Origin of the sequence: Pseudomonas sp. KUIN-1, from assembly GCF_009176725.1 — a bacterium.
Lineage (GTDB): Bacteria > Pseudomonadota > Gammaproteobacteria > Pseudomonadales > Pseudomonadaceae > Aquipseudomonas > Aquipseudomonas fragariae.
On sequence record NZ_AP020337.1, the window covers coordinates 807,902 to 824,775 of the forward strand.

A 16,874-nucleotide genomic window follows, 5' to 3' on the forward strand; every position below is an offset into this window, starting at 1 on the left:
TTCCCGGTAACCGAGAGTGTCGCGATGAATGAGCCAATCCGCCTGACCCAGTACAGTCACGGAGCAGGGTGTGGCTGCAAGATTTCCCCCAAGGTGCTGGACGTGATCCTCGCTGGTAGCGGCGCTCAGAACCTTGACCCCAGACTCTGGGTTGGCAATGCCTCGCGTGATGACGCGGCGGTCTATGCGCTGGATGACGAGCGCGGCGTGGTCTCGACCACGGACTTCTTCATGCCCATCGTCGATGACCCGTTCGACTTCGGCCGTATCGCCGCGACCAATGCCATCAGCGACATCTATGCGATGGGCGGCGACCCGCTGATGGCCATCGCCATTCTCGGCTGGCCGGTCAACATCCTGCCGCCAGAGGTCGCACGTGAAGTCATTCGCGGTGGTCGTGCCGTCTGCGATGCTGCCGGTATTCCGCTGGCGGGCGGGCATTCCATCGATGCGCCGGAGCCGATCTTCGGTCTGGCGGTGACCGGCGTGGTGCAGAAAAAGCACATGAAGCGCAACGACACTGCCCTGGCGGGGAGCACCTTGTACCTGACCAAGCCTCTGGGCATCGGCATCCTCACCACGGCCGAGAAAAAATCGAAGTTGCGCGATGAGGACATCGGTCTGGCGCGTGACTGGATGTGTACCCTGAACAAGCCGGGCAGCCGGTTCGGCAAGCTCGACGGGGTGCAGGCAATGACCGATGTCACCGGCTTCGGTCTGCTCGGGCATCTGGTTGAAATGGCTGACGGCGCAGGTCTGACCGCACGTCTGGACTATGCTGCTGTACCGCGTCTGCCCGGCGTCGAGCATTACATTGCCGAGGGCTGTGTGCCGGGCGGCACATTGCGCAATTTTGAAAGTTACGGCGACAGGATCGGCGCACTGAGCGATGCCCAGCGTGACCTGTTGTGCGACCCGCAGACCAGCGGCGGCCTGCTGGTCGCGGTCAGCCATGAAGGTGAAGCCGAGTTTCTGATCGTGGCCGCCGAACTGGGGCTGCTGCTCACCCCTATCGGCACCCTGCTCGAGCGACAGACCCACGCCGTCGAGGTGTTCTGATGGCCGACAACAGCAGCGACTACCGCGCACTGTTTCTCAACGACGTGCCGATGATGGACGCTCGGGCTCCGGTGGAGTTTTCCAAGGGGGCTTTCCCTGGCGTGATCAACCTGCCGCTGATGAATGACATCGAGCGGCAAAAGGTCGGCACCTGCTACAAGCAACACGGTCAGGACGCCGCTATCCAGCTCGGGCATCAATTGGTCTGCGGTCAGGTCAAGGATGAACGCGTCAGCGCGTGGATCGAGTTCGCCAAAGCCAATCCGGATGGCTACCTGTACTGCTTTCGCGGCGGGCTGCGCTCGCAGACCGTGCAGCGCTGGCTGAAGGATGCCGGGGTCGACTACCCGCGGGTTCTTGGCGGCTACAAGGCGATGCGCACGTTCCTGCTGGATACCCTGCACGAGGCGGTGAGCGAATGCAGTATTGTCGTGCTCGGCGGAATGACCGGCACGGGCAAGACCGAAGTATTGACGCAACTGCGCAACAGCGTGGATCTGGAAGGCATCGCCAATCACCGCGGCTCCAGCTTCGGCAAGCGTGCCACCGGGCAACCGGCGCAGATCGACTTCGAGAACCGCCTGGCCATCGACCTGCTCAAGAAGCGCGCAGCCGGTATCGAGCAATTCGTTGTGGAAGATGAAAGCCGTCTGGTCGGCAGTTGCAACGTGCCGCTGGAACTGCACCAGGCGATGCAGGGCTGCCCGATGGTCTGGCTGGAAGACAGCTTCGAGAACCGCGTCGAGCGCATTCTCGAGGACTACGTGATCAACCTCTGCGCAGAGTTCATCACCGTCAAGGGCGAAGAGCAGGGCTTTGGCCTGTTCGCCGAGCGTTTGTTGCAAAGCCTGAACAATATTCACAAACGTCTGGGCGGCGAGCGTCATCAGCGCCTGTCGGACCTGATGCAGGCGGCGCTGGAAGAACAGCAGCGTAGCGGTGCGGTTGACCTGCACCGAGGCTGGATCGAAGGGTTGCTCGGCGAATATTACGACCCGATGTACGCTTACCAGCGCGAACACAAAGCGGCGCGTATCGAATTCGCAGGTGATCAAACGCAAGTGCTGGCCTATCTGCGCGAGCGCTCTGAGCAACGTTAAGCCTCGACCTCTATCCATCTGGCAAGGGACGCCATGCACTCGATTCTCGACTTCTATCAAACCCTGGGCTGGGGCCTTTCGGCGCTGGTGATCGGCACCTTTCTGCTGGCCGGAACGGTCAAGGGTGTCATCGGTCTGGGCTTGCCCACGGTGGCAATGGGGTTGCTGGGGCTGGCCATGCTGCCGGCGCAGGCTGCGGCGTTGCTGATCATCCCGTCGACATTCACCAACGTCTGGCAACTGGCGACGGGTGGGAGCCTGCGGCCTTTGCTGAAGCGGCTATGGCCGATGCTGAGCATGATTTTCATCGGCACGCTGGCCGGGGCGTTCTGGCTGGGCATGAGTGGCGGTCATTCAATGACCCGCGCGTTGGGTGGCGCGTTGTTTCTCTACGCACTGAGCGGGTTATTCCTGCCGACCTTCAGGGTTGCCGCCGCTGCCGAGCGCTGGCTGGGCCCGCTGTGCGGCTTGATTACCGGGGTGATCGCGTCGGCCACCGGGGTGTTCGTGATTCCCGTGGTGCCTTATTTGCAGGCGCTGGGCCTTGAGCGCGACCAACTGGTCCAGGCGCTGGGGTTGTCCTTCACCGTCTCGACGCTGGCGCTGGCGGCGGGGTTGTCGTGGAACGGCGCGCTGAGCGGCGCAGAGCTGGGCGCCTCCACGCTGGCGCTGATTCCGGCCCTGTTGGGCATGCTGCTGGGGCAATGGCTGCGCCAGCGAATCAGCGCGTTGCTGTTCAAGCGTGTGTTCTTTATCGGCATGGGCCTGTTGGGGCTGCACCTGCTCATAAAAGGCTGATCAGTCATGCGTTGTATCGCGGGCATGCGCGACTTGCACTGAGGATTCAGTGTTTTCCGGGTTTCATGCAGGAGAAGATGAAGGCTTACGCGCTGACTGCCATTTGCCGAGCCCGTCGCTGGACGGGCTTTTGACTGCTGCGAATGTCAGTGCGTGCGGGCGACCGCAAACTCGCTCAGTTCGACCAGTGCGTCGCGGTACTCGCTGGGCGGCAGCGCGTCCAGGCAGGCAATGGCGCGGGCCGCGTAGTCGCGGGCCAGCTGTGCGGTGTAATCGAGGGCACCGGCGCTTTCCACTGCATTGCGGATGCTTTCCAGATCTTCCAGACCACCTTTCTGGATCGCCTGGCGAACCAGTGCGGCCTGTTCCGGGCTGCCTTCGCGCATGGTGTAGATCAGCGGCAGGGTCGGCTTGCCTTCGGCGAGGTCGTCACCGACGTTCTTGCCCAGTGTCTCGGCATCGCCACGGTAGTCGAGCAGGTCATCCACCAGCTGGAAGGCCACACCCAGGTGGTCGCCGAACGTGCGCAGTGCTTCGCTCTGTTCCTGGGGGGCGTTGCACAGGGCAGCGGCGCTGTGCGTCGAGGCTTCGAACAGCATGGCTGTCTTGCCACGAATCACTTCCATGTAGGTTTCTTCGGTGGTGCTGGCGTCACGAATCTTCGAGAGCTGCAACACTTCGCCTTCGGCGATGATGCGGGTTGCCTTGGACAGAATCTTCATGACTTCCATCGAGCCCAGCTCGACCATCATTTCGAACGAGCGCGAATAAAGGAAGTCGCCCACCAATACGCTGGGCGCATTGCCCCAGAGCGCGTTGGCGGTGGAGCGACCACGACGCATGCCGGACATGTCGACCACGTCGTCATGCAGCAGGGTCGCGGTGTGCAGGAATTCAATGGTGGCTGCGAGCAGGCGAACATCATCGCCTTCGCGACCCAGTGCCTTGCCACACAGCAGCACCAGCAACGGGCGCAGGCGCTTGCCACCTGCCGACGTGATGTAATCACCGATTTTCGAGACCAGCGGTACGCGCGACGTCAGTTGCTTTTTGATGATAAGGTCAACGGCACTAAAGTCGTCCGCCACCGCGCGGTAGAAGGCTTGGGGTTGCATCAGCGACAGGTGCTCCGGATAGGTTGCGCCGCATGCTAGGTCGCGGGGTAGAGCGTGTCAAGGTATGACGAGCCGCCTCTTGCAACACGCGAATGCCTTGCGTACAATCGCGCACCCTAACTTTCCTGGGCAGCACCTGCCTTACGCAATGCAGACGGGCCGTTCCAGCCCCATGCAGCCATGCCAGCCGATACTCTTCTTATAAAGAGCTGGGTGAGCAGGATTTTCGGAGAAATACCATGTACGCAGTAATTGTTACCGGTGGCAAGCAGTACAAAGTCGCCCCAGGTGAATACCTGAAAATTGAAAAACTGGAAATCGCTACTGGCGAATCCGTCACGTTTGACCGCGTTCTGCTGGTTGGCAATGGCGACGACGTCAATATCGGTGCTCCCGTTGTTGCTGGCGCTACCGTTGTGGCTGAAGTGGTTTCGCAAGGTCGTCACGATAAGGTTCGTATCATCAAGTTCCGTCGTCGTAAGCACCACATGAAGCGTATGGGCCACCGCCAGTGGTACACCGAGATCAAAATTACAGGTATTCAGGCTTAATTCAGCCTAATCCTCAACTGGAGAATTGACTCATGGCTCACAAAAAAGCTGGTGGTAGTACCCGTAACGGGCGCGACTCAGAAGCCAAACGCCTTGGCGTGAAGATGTATGGCGGCCAGGCTATCATCCCTGGCAACATCATCGTGCGTCAGCGCGGCACCCAATTCCACGCTGGCTACGGCGTTGGCATGGGTAAAGATCACACCCTGTTCGCGAAAGTGGAAGGCGTGATCAAGTTTCAGGTCAAGGGCGCCTTCGGTCGCCGCTACGTGAGCATCGTTCCGAAGACTGAAGTCTCGGCAGCGTAATCACGCAGTAGCTTAAGAGCCCTGTCTTGCGACGGGGCTTTTTTGTTTGTAGAGGTAGAGAGGCAGGTGAGTCTCTTGCAAAACTGTTTGTGCGGGCTGTTGTGATGTTGACCCATGGGGTCGCTGGTTTCTGATCGGTATCGCAACGCTCATTTTTGCAAGAGTCTTATGTAATTTATGTGGTTCTGCTCGTCCCTGTGGCGGGAGGCGTGCGTTATGAAATTTGTAGATGAAGTATCCATTCGAGTAAAAGCCGGTGATGGCGGCAACGGTTGCATGAGCTTCCGTCGCGAAAAATTCATTGAAAACGGTGGTCCCAACGGCGGTGATGGTGGTGATGGCGGCTCGATCTTCATGGTCGCCGACGTCAACCTGAACACGCTGGTCGACTACCGTTACACCCGCCACTTCGACGCCGAGCGCGGCTCCAACGGTGGCAGCGCCGACTGCACCGGTCGCAAGGGTGAAGAGCTGGTGCTGCGCGTGCCGGTCGGGACCACCATCATTGACGCCACTACTCAGGAAATCATCGGTGACCTGACCAAGGACGGTCAGCGCCTGATGGTTGCGCAGGGCGGCTGGCACGGTCTGGGTAACACCCGATTCAAGTCCAGTACCAACCGCGCTCCGCGCCAGACCACACCGGGCAAGCCGGGTGATCAGCGTGATCTCAAGCTCGAGCTGAAAGTGCTGGCCGACGTCGGCCTGCTCGGTCTGCCAAATGCGGGCAAGAGTACCTTCATCCGTTCGGTGTCTGCGGCCAAGCCGAAGGTTGCCGACTATCCGTTCACCACGCTGGTGCCGAACCTGGGCGTGGTCAGTGTCGATCGCTGGAAAAGCTTTGTGGTTGCCGACATTCCAGGTCTGATCGAGGGTGCATCCGACGGCGCAGGCCTGGGGATTCGCTTCCTCAAGCACCTGGCGCGTACCCGTCTGTTGCTGCACCTCGTCGATATGGCGCCACTGGATGAAAGCAGTGCTCCGGATGCGGCTGAAGTGATCGTCAACGAGCTGGAGAAATTCAGCCCGTCGCTGGCCGAGCGTGATCGCTGGCTGGTGCTGAACAAGTGCGATCAGATTCTCGAAGAGGAGCAGGAAGCGCGCAAGCAGGAGATCGTCGATCGTCTGGAGTGGACCGGCCCGGTTTACGTGATCTCCGCAATTGCCAAAGAAGGCACCGAGCAGCTGACCCGCGACATCATGCGTTACCTTGAAGAGCGCAGCCAGCGTATCGCCGAAGAGCCTGGTTACGCCGAAGAGCTGGCCGAGCTCGATCAGCGCATCGAAGATGAAGCCCGTGCCCAATTGCAGGCACTGGACGATCAGCGTGCCCTGCGTCGCAGCGGCGTGAAGAGCGTGCATGACATCGGTGACGATGACTGGGATGAAGAAGACGTGGACGATGAAGATGGTCCGGAAATCATTTACGTCCGTGACTGATCGCTTGAAGTAAACTTGAACGCCGCTACGATTGTTAGCGGCGTTTTTGTATCCCGAATTTGAAAATCTCTGGCTAGGGTTGGAAGAAGATGCGCAGCAAAGTGACGGGCGCCCAGCGCTGGGTTGTGAAGATTGGCAGTGCCTTGCTGACGGCGGATGGCAAGGGTCTGGATCGCAACGCCATGGGTGTTTGGGTGGAGCAGATGGTGGCGCTGCACGAGGCGGGTGTCGAGCTGGTACTGGTGTCTTCCGGGGCGGTGGCTGCCGGCATGAGCCGTCTTGGCTGGACGGCCCGACCCAGCGCCATGCATGAGCTTCAGGCTGCTGCGGCGATTGGTCAGATGGGCTTGGTGCAGGCGTGGGAATCGAGCTTCGCCGAGCATGGCCGACATACCGCGCAGATCCTTCTGACTCACGATGACCTGTCGGACCGCAAGCGCTACCTGAATGCCCGTAGCACCCTGCGCACGCTGGTCGAGCTTGGGGTTGTGCCGGTCATCAATGAAAACGACACAGTGGTCACCGACGAAATCCGTTTTGGCGATAACGACACGCTGGCGGCGCTGGTTGCCAATCTGGTCGAAGCTGATCTGCTGGTCATCCTGACCGACCGTGACGGCATGTTCGACGCCGATCCGCGCAACAACCCGGAGGCGCAGCTGATTTACGAAGCGCGTGCCGATGATCCGGCGCTGGATGCAGTGGCCGGTGGTACCGGCGGTGCGCTGGGTCGCGGCGGCATGCAGACCAAGTTGCGTGCAGCGCGACTGGCGGCGCGTTCCGGTGCGCATACCGTCATCGTCGGCGGGCGCATCGAGCGCGTTCTGGCGCGGCTCAAGGGAGGGGAGCGGTTGGGTACGCTGCTGTCCCCGGAGCGCGGCATGCTCGCAGCACGCAAGCAGTGGCTGGCAGGTCATCTGCAGACCCGCGGTACGCTGGTGCTGGATGATGGCGCTGTTGCGGCGCTGGCCAGGGATCAGAAAAGCCTGCTGCCGGTGGGCGTCAAACTGGTCCAGGGCAGCTTCCGGCGCGGCGAGATGGTGGTATGCGTCGCCCAGGACGGTCGCGAGATCGCTCGTGGGCTGAGTAACTACAGTGCCATCGAAGCCCAGAAAATCATTGGTCACTCTTCCGAATCCATCGTGCGCGAGCTGGGCTATATGGCCGAGCCCGAGCTGATTCATCGGGATAACCTGATCCTCGTCTGACTCAAGGCTGCAAAAGGAATCGTTGATGCGCTTCATGAAAGGTTTATTGGCGGCCGCGTTGCTGGTGCCGGTGCTGGTCTCGGCCGAAGAGATCGGTCAGGTGTCGACCGTGTTCAAGATGGTCGGGCCCAACGATCGAATCGTGGTCGAGGCGTTTGATGATCCCAAGGTGGATGGGGTGACGTGCTACCTGTCACGCGCCAAGACGGGCGGCGTGAGGGGTGGTCTGGGATTGGCCGAAGACCGCGCCGAGGCGTCCATCGCCTGTCGCCAGGTCGGGCCGATCCGCTTCAGGGAAACCCTCAAGGACGGCGACGAGGTGTTCAAGGAGCGTACTTCGCTGGTCTTCAAGACTATGCAGGTGGTGCGTTTCTTCGACAAGAAGCGCAATGCACTGGTGTACCTGGTCTACAGCGACCGGGTCATCGAAGGCAGCCCGCAGAATGCCGTGACCGCCATTCCGATTTTGCCATGGACAGCCGCGCCAGCGCCTTGATCCTCCTCCATGCTGAGGTCCACGCTGAGGGGAGCTGCCATGTCAGGGCGTTGTGGTGGCGCTCTGCATCGGTTGTTCGCAGTTCTGTGCGGTAAAGAGTGCATCCCGGGTTGGGCTTATGCGTTTTGGCAGTGCGCTACTGCCACTGCTGATGCCCGATCCATCAGGATGCACTTCTTTTTCGTCTCAAAAAAGCACCCATGCGCATGTCGTCTTACTTCCAGCCTCTTGCCTCTGATTCCGAAGCTCGTGCGGACGGCTGAATCATGTCGTCTGGCAAATAACATCGGCCTTGCGGCCGCGGATTGAAAAAACGGCCTACCTGTTATTTCTGTCAGTAGACGGGTTGATGAACGAAGTGGTTTGATGTGGCCAGTTCGTAATAGCCGGCTGGTGGGGGTAAGCACGCTATTACGTAATGATCACGCTGAATAAAATTTACTCATTGGAGGCTTCGGCGTATCAAGAGGGTAGGCACTCATGAGAATGATCTCATTGCAGTACTTGCGTGGATTCGCTGCATTACTTGTTGTCGTTGGGCATAATTCGTTTTTTTTGGGCGGCGACTGGATAGATCATATACCTGCCTTGCTGGGCGTGGATATTTTTTTTATTGTGAGTGGCTTCATTATGACGTTGATCACTTATCAGTCCCCTGAAAGGCCGATATCATTTGTGATCAGGCGCCTCTTTCGTATATGGCCGGCTTTCTTTGTGGTGTGGCTGCTTTCCTACCTGTTTGTTTACCCTGAAAAACCCCTCGATCAGATGATATGCAGTCTCTATTTTTGTCTGCAGGACTATAGTCTCGTGGCGCCGTCGTTTGGATTCAGCGCGCTCGGACCGCCCTGGACCCTCACCTATGAGGTTGTGTTCTACCTTGTATTCACTATTTCAATGAGCATCAGCTATCGCTACCGCAGCTACGTCTGCGCGCTGGTTTTTCTGGTGTCTTCGGTAGGATTTCAGCTGTATTACAATGGTCATTTTGATTTTTCATCACAGGCCTCGCCCGATATTGTTGTGGTGCACGTATGGCAGGCCTGGATTAAGATTATTAGCAATACCATCACTTTCGAATTCATCGCCGGCATGATGCTGGCTGAGTTAATGCTCGCGAACAGGTTGCCCGACCTGTCGCTGTCGGGGCGAAGGCTTATGCAGTTGGCTCTTCTGTTGGCGATAATAAGTGCCTGCCTTTTGGGGTGGCAAGACTTCGGTCTCCGTGGCGGTTTTTGGCTGGCATTAATTATTGTGTCGTCGGTTGTGATGCTCGGTTATCGCGCTGAAGTGAAGGGTAACAGGCTATTGATTTTTCTCGGTGATATCTCCTATTCGCTTTATCTTGTTCATTATTCCCTGATGATGTTCCTGATTAAAATCATTCCTGGCAATGCACCGATGGTTGAAAAGGCAGGGGTGTTCATTCTGTCGATCGCTGCAAGCATCGTGTTGGCGTTTTTCATGTTTGAGTGGGTTGAAAAGCCCTTCATCAGGGTGGGTAAAAAAGTTGCCAGTGTTTTATCTGCTGGGCAGAAATGACCGATGCGCTAAAACTCAGGCAGTGGGTATGTTTATTGTAGTGAGCTCAGAAGGCGGGATTGGAGCAATCTTGTGTCCGCTGTCGGTGCAACTGTTACGGTCTGCCCATCGGCACATGGGTGCTCTGCGCAGTCTTGCTCAAGGCATTGAAGCCGTTGTCGCCATACCCTACCCGCTGTTTGGCGGGCCAGTCGGCTTGACCGGCAATGATCTGTGAGATGCCTGGGCCGAGGCGGCTTTCAAGCAGGCAATAAAAAACCGACCCTGAGGTCGGTTTTTTAACCAGCGTGTCGCTTAGGCTGCAGCAGCAAGGCTCAGAGCCTTGATGTGACCGTTCAGACGACCTTTGTGGCGAGCAGCCTTGTTCTTGTGGATGATGCCTTTATCGGCCATACGGTCGATAACAGGAACAGCCAGAACATAAGCGGCTTGCGCTTTTTCTGCGTCTTTTGCGTCAATGGCTTTCACTACATTCTTGATGTAGGTACGAACCATGGAACGCAGGCTGGCGTTGTGGCTGCGACGCTTCTCAGCCTGTTTTGCACGTTTTTTGGCGGAAGGTGTGTTGGCCACCGTCGAGCTCCTCGAAAGACTTTGTGAAATAGCAAACAAAATAGGCCGCGAATCATGCCGATGAGTTGAAGTCTTGTCAAGGGCAGTTAAGGTGTTCCGCTGAGTGGTTGCTACATTTGACTGGAGGATTTATTTCCGGCCTGTGACCTGTAAACTCGCGGCCTTTGCTTCGGGCGTTTTTGCGGCGCGAAGTATCGCATAAATGACTGGCTTAATCGCCCATCCTTTGCCAAGGCGCACAACTCTTTCAATGAATCTACTCAAGTCACTCGCCGCCGTCAGCTCTATCACCATGGTTTCCAGGGTTCTGGGCTTTGTCCGCGACACCATCATCGCGCGCACTTTCGGTGCCGGAATGGCCACGGATGCGTTCTTCATCGCCTTCAAGCTGCCCAATCTGCTGCGCCGTATTTTCGCCGAGGGTGCCTTTTCCCAGGCATTCGTGCCGATCCTGGCCGAGTACAAGAGCCAGCAGGGGGAGGAGGCGACGCGTACCTTCATTTCGTATGTCACCGGGCTGCTGACCCTTGCGCTGGCGCTGGTGACACTGCTCGGAGTGATATTTGCGCCCTGGGTGATCTGGGCCACCGCGCCCGGCTTTGTCGACACCCCGGAGAAGTTCGCCCTCACCTCGGACCTGCTGCGGGTGACCTTTCCTTATATATTGCTGATCTCCCTGTCCTCGATGGCCGGGGCGATCCTCAATACCTGGAACCGTTTCTCGGTGCCGGCGTTCGTGCCTACGCTGCTCAACGTCAGCATGATTTTCTTCGCGCTGTTCCTGACGCCGTATTTCGATCCGCCGGTCATGGCGCTGGGCTGGGCGGTTCTGGTGGGCGGCCTGCTGCAGCTGCTTTACCAACTGCCGCACCTGAAAAAGATCGGCATGCTGGTGCTGCCGCGCCTGAATCTGCGCGACACCGGGGTCTGGCGGGTAATGAAGCAGATGCTGCCCGCCATCCTTGGCGTTTCTGTCAGTCAGATTTCTCTGATCATCAACACGATCTTTGCCTCGTTCCTCGTCGCCGGTTCGGTGTCATGGATGTACTACGCCGACCGTTTGATGGAGCTGCCCTCCGGTGTGCTGGGTGTGGCGCTGGGTACGATTCTGCTGCCGATACTGTCCAAAACCTACGCGCAACGGGATCGCCAGGAATATTCGCGGATTCTCGACTGGGGTCTGCGGCTGTGTTTCGTGCTGGTCCTGCCTTGCACCCTGGCGCTGGGGCTGCTCGCCGAACCATTGACCGTTTCGTTGTTTCAGTATGGTAAATTCGACGCGCTCGACGCGGCTATGACCCAGCGTGCGCTGGTCGCCTATTCGGTCGGTTTGCTGGGGATCATCCTGATCAAGGTGCTGGCCCCCGGTTTTTATGCTCAACAAAATATCCGCACCCCGGTGAAAATCGCGATCTTCACCCTCATAGTGACTCAACTGCTCAACCTGGCCTTCATCGTGCCCTTGCAGCATGCCGGTCTGGCGCTGGCGATCAGTGTGGGGGCGTGCATCAATGCCGGGTTGTTGTTCTGGCAGTTGCGCAAGCAGGATCTGTTTCAGCCGCAGCCAGGCTGGACGAAGTTCCTGTTCAAGCTGGTGATTGCCGTCGCGGTGATGTCGGCGGTGCTGCTGGGGCTCATGCATGTCATGCCGGCGTGGGACGAAGGTCACATGCTGGAGCGTTTTCTGCGTCTGGGTGCGCTGGTTGCAGCCGGCGTCGTGACCTATTTCGCCATGCTTCTTTTATTAGGCTTCCGCCTCCGGGATTTCGCCCGCAAAGCCATTATGTAGGGCGCGTTGCAGGGGTTGACCTTCGGTTTTTGTCGCCACACGCCGAGAACCTTCATCCGGTCTTGGTGTGTTGCCTGTCGTCCACGGCCGTGTGTGGTTATAATCGGCCACTTTATGAGCAAGAAGTGCGTTATGCAGCTGGTTAGAGGCCTTCACAACCTGCGCCCCGAACATCGGGGCTGCGTCGCCACGATTGGCAATTTCGACGGCGTTCATCGCGGCCACCAGGCTATCCTGGCGCGTCTGCGCGAGCGTGCCGTCGAATTGAGTGTGCCCAGTTGTGTGGTGATCTTCGAGCCGCAGCCGCGTGAGTTCTTTGCGCCCGAGACGGCGCCGGCACGTCTGGCCCGTCTGCGTGACAAGCTCGAACTGCTGAGTGCCGAAGGCGTTGACCGGGTACTGTGCCTGTCCTTCAATCAGCGTCTGTGCAAGCTCAGCGCGGCAAGTTTTGTCGAGACCGTGCTGATCGACGGCCTCGGTGTCCAGCACCTCGAAGTGGGCGACGATTTTCGTTTCGGCTTCGACCGGGTCGGTGACTTCGACTTCCTGCAACAGGCCGGCACATCGTATGGTTTTACCGTAGAAGCGGCGCAGACCGTTGAAATAGATGGCATCCGGGTCAGCAGCACCAAGGTGCGCAAGGCTCTGGCTGCGTCAGACTTTGCCCTGGCCGAGCGTATGCTCGGTCGTCCGTTCCAGATAGCCGGGCGGGTATTGCACGGCCAGAAGCTGGCGCGCCAGCTGGGTACGCCCACCGCCAACGTACAACTCAAGCGTCGTCGTGTACCGCTGAGCGGGGTCTATCTGGTCAGCACGGACATCGATGGCAAAACCTGGCCGGGGGTCGCCAACATCGGTGTGCGCCCGACGGTCACCGGTGATGGCAGTGCCCACCTTGAAGTGCATCTTCTGGATTTTGCCGGCGATCTTTATGACCGGCGTTTGACGGTGGCTTTCCACCACAAGCTGCGTGATGAGCAGCGTTTCGCCTCACTGGAGGCGCTCAAGACGGCGATCAATGCGGACGTCGCCGCCGCCCGTGCCCATTGGCATGGCTAACCGCTAAACAAGAGCCTGAAATGACTGACTATAAAGCCACGCTAAACCTTCCGGACACCGCCTTCCCTATGAAGGCCGGCCTGCCCCAGCGCGAGCCGCAAACTCTGCAGCGCTGGGACAGCATTGGCCTGTACCAGAAGCTGCGCGAGATTGGCAAGGATCGTCCCAAGTTCGTTCTGCACGACGGTCCTCCGTACGCCAACGGCAATATTCACATCGGTCATGCGGTCAACAAGATTCTCAAGGACATGATCCTGCGTTCCAAGACCCTGGCGGGCTTCGATGCCCCGTATGTGCCGGGCTGGGACTGCCATGGTCTGCCGATCGAACACAAGGTCGAAGTGACCCACGGCAAGAACCTCTCTGCCGACCGTACGCGTGAGCTGTGCCGCGCCTATGCGTCCGAGCAGATCGAAGGCCAGAAGTCCGAATTCATCCGTCTCGGCGTGCTGGGCGACTGGAGCAATCCGTACCTGACCATGAACTTTGCCAACGAAGCCGGGGAAATCCGCGCGCTGGCCGAGATGGTCAAGGGCGGTTTCGTCTTCAAGGGCCTCAAGCCGGTCAACTGGTGTTTCGATTGCGGTTCGGCACTGGCTGAAGCCGAAGTCGAGTATCAGGACAAGAAGTCCTCGACCATCGACGTCGCGTTCCCGATCGCCGACGAAGCGAAACTGGCAGCTGCGTTCGGCGTGCCGTCGCTGGGCAAGCCTGCGTCCATCGTGATCTGGACCACCACACCGTGGACCATCCCCGCCAACCAGGCACTGAACGTCCACCCGGAATTCGAATACGCGCTGGTCGATGTCGGCGACAAGCTGCTGGTACTGGCCGCCGAACTGGTCGAAAGCTGTCTGGCCCGTTACAAGCTGGAAGGCACCGTCATCGCGACCACCACCGGTCAGGCGCTTGAGCTGATCAACTTCCGCCATCCGTTCTACGACCGCCTGTCGCCAGTCTATCTGGCTGACTACGTCGAGCTGGGTGCGGGCACGGGTATCGTTCACTGCTCGCCTGCCTATGGCGTAGACGACTTCACTATCTGCAAACAGTATGGCCTGAGCAACGACGACATCATCAGCCCGGTGCAGAGCAACGGTGTGTATGTCGAGTCGCTGGAGTTCTTCGGTGGCCAGTTCATCTTCAAGGCCAACCAGAACATCATCGACAAGCTGGTCGAAGTCGGCAGCCTGATGGACACCGAAACCATCAGCCACAGCTACATGCACTGCTGGCGCCACAAGTCGCCCTTGATCTACCGCGCCACCGCGCAGTGGTTCGTCGGCATGGACAAGCAGCCTGAAAGCGGCGAGACCCTGCGCAAGCGTGCGGTCAAGGCCATCGAAGACACTGAATTCGTTCCGGCATGGGGGCAGGCGCGCCTGCACTCGATGATCGCCAACCGTCCTGACTGGTGCATCTCGCGTCAGCGCAACTGGGGCGTGCCGATTCCGTTCTTCCTGCACAAGGAAAGCGGCGACCTGCACCCACGTACCGTCGAGCTGATGGAAGAAGTGGCGCAGCGTGTCGAGAAAGAAGGCATCGAGGCCTGGTTCAAGCTCGATGCCAGCGAGTTGCTCGGTGACGAAGCCGGCAAGTACGACAAGATCTCCGACACCCTGGACGTCTGGTTCGACTCGGGCACCACGCACTGGCATGTGCTGCGCGGTTCGCACCCGATGGGCCACGAAAGCGGTCCGCGTGCCGACCTGTACCTGGAAGGCTCGGACCAGCATCGCGGCTGGTTCCACTCCTCACTGCTGACCGGCTGCATGCTGGACGATCACGCACCGTATCGCGAGCTGCTGACCCACGGGTTCGTGGTCGACGAGAACGGCCGCAAGATGTCCAAATCGCTGAACAACGTGGTAGCGCCACAGAAGGTCAATGATTCGCTGGGTGCCGACATCATGCGTCTGTGGGTATCGGCGACCGATTATTCCGGCGAGATGGCGGTTTCCGACCAGATCCTGCAGCGCAGCGCCGACGCTTATCGTCGTATCCGCAACACTGCACGCTTCCTGCTTTCCAACCTGACGGGCTTCAACCCGGCGACCGACATCCTGCCCGCCGAGGAAATGCTCGCGCTGGACCGTTGGGCCGTGGATCGCACGCTGCTGCTGCAACGCGAGCTGCAAGAGCATTACGGCGAATACCGCTTCTGGAACGTCTACTCGAAGATCCACAACTTCTGCGTGCAGGAGCTGGGTGGTTTCTACCTCGACATCATCAAGGATCGTCAGTACACCACGGCGGCCAACAGCACCGCGCGTCGTTCGTGCCAGACGGCACTGTTCCACATCTCCGAAGCGCTGGTGCGCTGGATCGCGCCGATCCTGGCGTTCACCGCCGACGAGCTGTGGCAGTTCCTGCCCGGCGAGCGCAACGAGTCGGTGATGCTCAACACCTGGTACGAAGGCCTGACTGAAATGCCGGCCGACTTCGACATGGACCGCGCCTACTGGGAGCGGATCATGGCGGTGAAGACCTCGGTCAACAAGGAAATGGAAAACCTGCGCGCTGCCAAGGCCATTGGCGGCAACCTGCAGGCTGAAGTGACCCTGTATGCCGAGGAGTCGCTGGTGGCTGACCTGTCGAAGCTGAGCAACGAGCTGCGCTTCGTGCTGATCACCTCGACAGCCAGTGCGGCGCCGCTCGCGTCCGCGCCAGCCGATGCCGTGGTCACCGAAGTCGCCGGTCTGAAGCTGAAAGTGCTCAAGTCCAGTCATGCCAAGTGCGCCCGTTGCTGGCATCACCGCGAGGATGTGGGGGTCAACCCCGAGCATCCGGAAATCTGCGGTCGTTGCGTAGACAACATCAGCGGTGCAGGCGAGGTCCGTCACTATGCCTAACGCCTCGTTTGGCCGTCTGGCCTGGCTGTGGTTGAGCGTGCTGGTTCTGGTCATTGACCAGGCCAGCAAGTATTACTTCGAGAACGCGTTGAGCCTGTATCAGCAGATCATCGTGATTCCCGACCTGTTCAGCTGGACCCTGGCCTATAACACCGGTGCCGCCTTCAGTTTTCTGGCCGACGGTGCCGGCTGGCAGCGCTGGCTGTTCGCCCTGATCGCGGTGGTGGTCAGCGCCGTGCTGGTCGTCTGGCTCAAACGCCTGGGTCGTGACGACACGTGGCTGGCCGTTGCACTGGCGCTGGTACTGGGCGGCGCACTGGGCAACCTCTACGACCGTATCGTGCTGGGCCACGTGATCGACTTCATCCTGGTTCACTGGCAGAACCGCTGGTACTTCCCTGCATTCAACGTCGCGGACAGTGCGATCAGCGTCGGCGCAGTCATGCTGGCGCTGGACATGTTCAAGAGCAAGAAAACCGGAGAGACCGTCAATGACTGAGCAATCTTCGACTCAAGGCTCGTCTGACGAGCTGCGCATCGGTCAGAACACGCAGGTCACTCTGCACTTCGCCCTGCGTCTGGAAAACGGCGATACCGTCGACAGCACCTTCGAAAAGGCCCCGGCCACGTTCAAGGTCGGTGACGGCAACCTGCTGCCCGGCTTCGAAATGGCGATTTTCGGTTTCAAGGCGGGCGATAAAAAGACCGTCGAGATTCTGCCGGAGAACGCCTTTGGTCAGCCCAACCCACAAAACGTGCAGATCATGCCACGCTCGCAGTTCGTGGGCATGGAACTGTCCGAAGGGTTGCTGGTGATCTTCAACGACGCCGCCAATACCGAGTTGCCCGGCGTGGTGAAAGCGTTCGATGACGAGCAGGTCACCATCGACTTCAATCACCCGCTGGCAGGCAAGACTCTGAGCTTTGAAGTGGAAATCTTCGAAGTGAAGGCGATTCTGGCTTCCTGATATTCGCCGTCAAGCC

At 59.1% G+C, this 16,874-nt stretch carries 16 protein-coding genes; 14 read left to right on the forward strand and 2 right to left on the reverse strand.

The window, feature by feature from the left end; all coding sequences use genetic code 11:
• Positions 1-24: 24 nt before the first annotated feature.
• From selD to KUIN1_RS03815, 3 genes are read left to right on the forward strand one after another with little or no spacing between them, the layout of a single operon-like run.
• A complete protein-coding gene (gene selD / locus KUIN1_RS03805) occupies positions 25-1,059 on the forward strand; it encodes a selenide, water dikinase SelD (RefSeq protein ID WP_003403546.1) in 1,035 nt (344 codons plus the stop codon).
• On the forward strand, positions 1,059-2,159 hold the full coding sequence (gene mnmH, locus KUIN1_RS03810) for a tRNA 2-selenouridine(34) synthase MnmH (RefSeq protein WP_103378494.1): 1,101 nt from the start codon (positions 1,059-1,061) through the stop codon (positions 2,157-2,159). Before selD ends, mnmH begins: the two co-directional genes overlap by 1 nt.
• Before the next feature lie 33 nt (positions 2,160-2,192).
• Entirely contained in the window at positions 2,193-2,957 is a 765-nt protein-coding gene (locus KUIN1_RS03815) for a sulfite exporter TauE/SafE family protein (RefSeq protein WP_024641665.1), read from the forward strand.
• A gap of 146 nt (positions 2,958-3,103) precedes the next feature.
• Here KUIN1_RS03815 and KUIN1_RS03820 read toward each other — a convergent pair whose 3' ends face one another.
• Positions 3,104-4,072 (reverse strand): polyprenyl synthetase family protein, encoded by a 969-nt coding sequence (locus KUIN1_RS03820; RefSeq protein ID WP_003344609.1) that lies wholly within the window; start codon positions 4,070-4,072, stop codon positions 3,104-3,106.
• Between the two features lie 239 nt (positions 4,073-4,311).
• On the opposite strand from KUIN1_RS03820, the gene rplU reads away from it, so the two are divergent.
• From rplU to KUIN1_RS03850, 6 genes are all read left to right on the forward strand, one after another.
• On the forward strand, positions 4,312-4,623 hold the full coding sequence (rplU, locus tag KUIN1_RS03825) for a 50S ribosomal protein L21 (protein ID WP_002551971.1): 312 nt from the start codon (positions 4,312-4,314) through the stop codon (positions 4,621-4,623).
• 32 nt (positions 4,624-4,655) lie between these two features.
• Positions 4,656-4,931 carry a 50S ribosomal protein L27 gene (gene rpmA, locus KUIN1_RS03830; protein WP_002551972.1) on the forward strand — a complete coding sequence of 92 codons (276 nt, stop codon included), beginning with the start codon at positions 4,656-4,658 and terminating at the stop codon, positions 4,929-4,931.
• A gap of 216 nt (positions 4,932-5,147) precedes the next feature.
• The gene (cgtA, locus tag KUIN1_RS03835; protein ID WP_002551973.1) at positions 5,148-6,371 is read left to right on the forward strand and encodes an Obg family GTPase CgtA; all 1,224 of its coding nucleotides are present in this window, start codon (positions 5,148-5,150) and stop codon (positions 6,369-6,371) included.
• Positions 6,372-6,460: 89 nt separating this feature from the next.
• On the forward strand, positions 6,461-7,579 hold the full coding sequence (gene proB / locus KUIN1_RS03840) for a glutamate 5-kinase (protein ID WP_003403542.1): 1,119 nt from the start codon (positions 6,461-6,463) through the stop codon (positions 7,577-7,579).
• 25 nt (positions 7,580-7,604) lie between these two features.
• The gene (locus KUIN1_RS03845) at positions 7,605-8,075 is read left to right on the forward strand and encodes a CreA family protein (RefSeq protein ID WP_103714249.1); all 471 of its coding nucleotides are present in this window, start codon (positions 7,605-7,607) and stop codon (positions 8,073-8,075) included.
• A gap of 480 nt (positions 8,076-8,555) precedes the next feature.
• Positions 8,556-9,617: an acyltransferase family protein gene (locus KUIN1_RS03850; RefSeq protein WP_003403540.1), complete on the forward strand. Its 1,062-nt coding sequence runs from the start codon at positions 8,556-8,558 to the stop codon at positions 9,615-9,617.
• A gap of 294 nt (positions 9,618-9,911) precedes the next feature.
• Here the strand turns inward: KUIN1_RS03850 and rpsT are convergent, their stop codons facing one another.
• The gene (gene rpsT / locus KUIN1_RS03855) at positions 9,912-10,190 is read right to left on the reverse strand and encodes a 30S ribosomal protein S20 (RefSeq protein ID WP_003344603.1); all 279 of its coding nucleotides are present in this window, start codon (positions 10,188-10,190) and stop codon (positions 9,912-9,914) included.
• A gap of 250 nt (positions 10,191-10,440) precedes the next feature.
• Between rpsT and murJ the strand changes: the two genes are divergently transcribed.
• The 5 genes from murJ (at position 10,441) to KUIN1_RS03885 (ending at position 16,858) form a co-directional block, all read left to right on the forward strand.
• On the forward strand, positions 10,441-11,979 hold the full coding sequence (murJ, locus tag KUIN1_RS03865; protein WP_003403539.1) for a murein biosynthesis integral membrane protein MurJ: 1,539 nt from the start codon (positions 10,441-10,443) through the stop codon (positions 11,977-11,979).
• A gap of 132 nt (positions 11,980-12,111) precedes the next feature.
• Complete coding sequence (gene ribF, locus KUIN1_RS03870; RefSeq protein ID WP_103714247.1) at positions 12,112-13,038, forward strand: bifunctional riboflavin kinase/FAD synthetase; 927 nt, start codon at positions 12,112-12,114, stop codon at positions 13,036-13,038.
• A gap of 20 nt (positions 13,039-13,058) precedes the next feature.
• Positions 13,059-15,890: an isoleucine--tRNA ligase gene (ileS, locus tag KUIN1_RS03875; RefSeq protein WP_024641661.1), complete on the forward strand. Its 2,832-nt coding sequence runs from the start codon at positions 13,059-13,061 to the stop codon at positions 15,888-15,890.
• Positions 15,883-16,389, forward strand: a complete 507-nt coding sequence (lspA, locus tag KUIN1_RS03880; RefSeq protein WP_011266581.1) for a signal peptidase II — start codon at positions 15,883-15,885, stop codon at positions 16,387-16,389. The genes ileS and lspA overlap by 8 nt, the downstream gene beginning before the upstream one ends.
• A complete protein-coding gene (locus KUIN1_RS03885; RefSeq protein ID WP_003318786.1) occupies positions 16,382-16,858 on the forward strand; it encodes an FKBP-type peptidyl-prolyl cis-trans isomerase in 477 nt (158 codons plus the stop codon). Before lspA ends, KUIN1_RS03885 begins: the two co-directional genes overlap by 8 nt.
• Positions 16,859-16,874 lie beyond the last annotated feature (16 nt).

Bases quoted from the DNA above. Each gene is read 5' to 3' on its own strand.
- selD (WP_003403546.1), top strand. From the start codon at position 25: ATGAATGAGCCAATCCGCCTGACCCAGTACAGTCACGGAGCAGGGTGT.
- mnmH (WP_103378494.1), top strand. From the start codon at position 1,059: ATGGCCGACAACAGCAGCGACTACCGCGCACTGTTTCTCAACGACGTG.
- KUIN1_RS03815 (WP_024641665.1), top strand. From the start codon at position 2,193: ATGCACTCGATTCTCGACTTCTATCAAACCCTGGGCTGGGGCCTTTCG.
- KUIN1_RS03820 (WP_003344609.1), bottom strand. From the start codon at position 4,072: ATGCAACCCCAAGCCTTCTACCGCGCGGTGGCGGACGACTTTAGTGCC.
- rplU (WP_002551971.1), top strand. From the start codon at position 4,312: ATGTACGCAGTAATTGTTACCGGTGGCAAGCAGTACAAAGTCGCCCCA.
- rpmA (WP_002551972.1), top strand. From the start codon at position 4,656: ATGGCTCACAAAAAAGCTGGTGGTAGTACCCGTAACGGGCGCGACTCA.
- cgtA (WP_002551973.1), top strand. From the start codon at position 5,148: ATGAAATTTGTAGATGAAGTATCCATTCGAGTAAAAGCCGGTGATGGC.
- proB (WP_003403542.1), top strand. From the start codon at position 6,461: ATGCGCAGCAAAGTGACGGGCGCCCAGCGCTGGGTTGTGAAGATTGGC.
- KUIN1_RS03845 (WP_103714249.1), top strand. From the start codon at position 7,605: ATGCGCTTCATGAAAGGTTTATTGGCGGCCGCGTTGCTGGTGCCGGTG.
- KUIN1_RS03850 (WP_003403540.1), top strand. From the start codon at position 8,556: ATGAGAATGATCTCATTGCAGTACTTGCGTGGATTCGCTGCATTACTT.
- murJ (WP_003403539.1), top strand. From the start codon at position 10,441: ATGAATCTACTCAAGTCACTCGCCGCCGTCAGCTCTATCACCATGGTT.
- ribF (WP_103714247.1), top strand. From the start codon at position 12,112: ATGCAGCTGGTTAGAGGCCTTCACAACCTGCGCCCCGAACATCGGGGC.
- ileS (WP_024641661.1), top strand. From the start codon at position 13,059: ATGACTGACTATAAAGCCACGCTAAACCTTCCGGACACCGCCTTCCCT.
- lspA (WP_011266581.1), top strand. From the start codon at position 15,883: ATGCCTAACGCCTCGTTTGGCCGTCTGGCCTGGCTGTGGTTGAGCGTG.
- KUIN1_RS03885 (WP_003318786.1), top strand. From the start codon at position 16,382: ATGACTGAGCAATCTTCGACTCAAGGCTCGTCTGACGAGCTGCGCATC.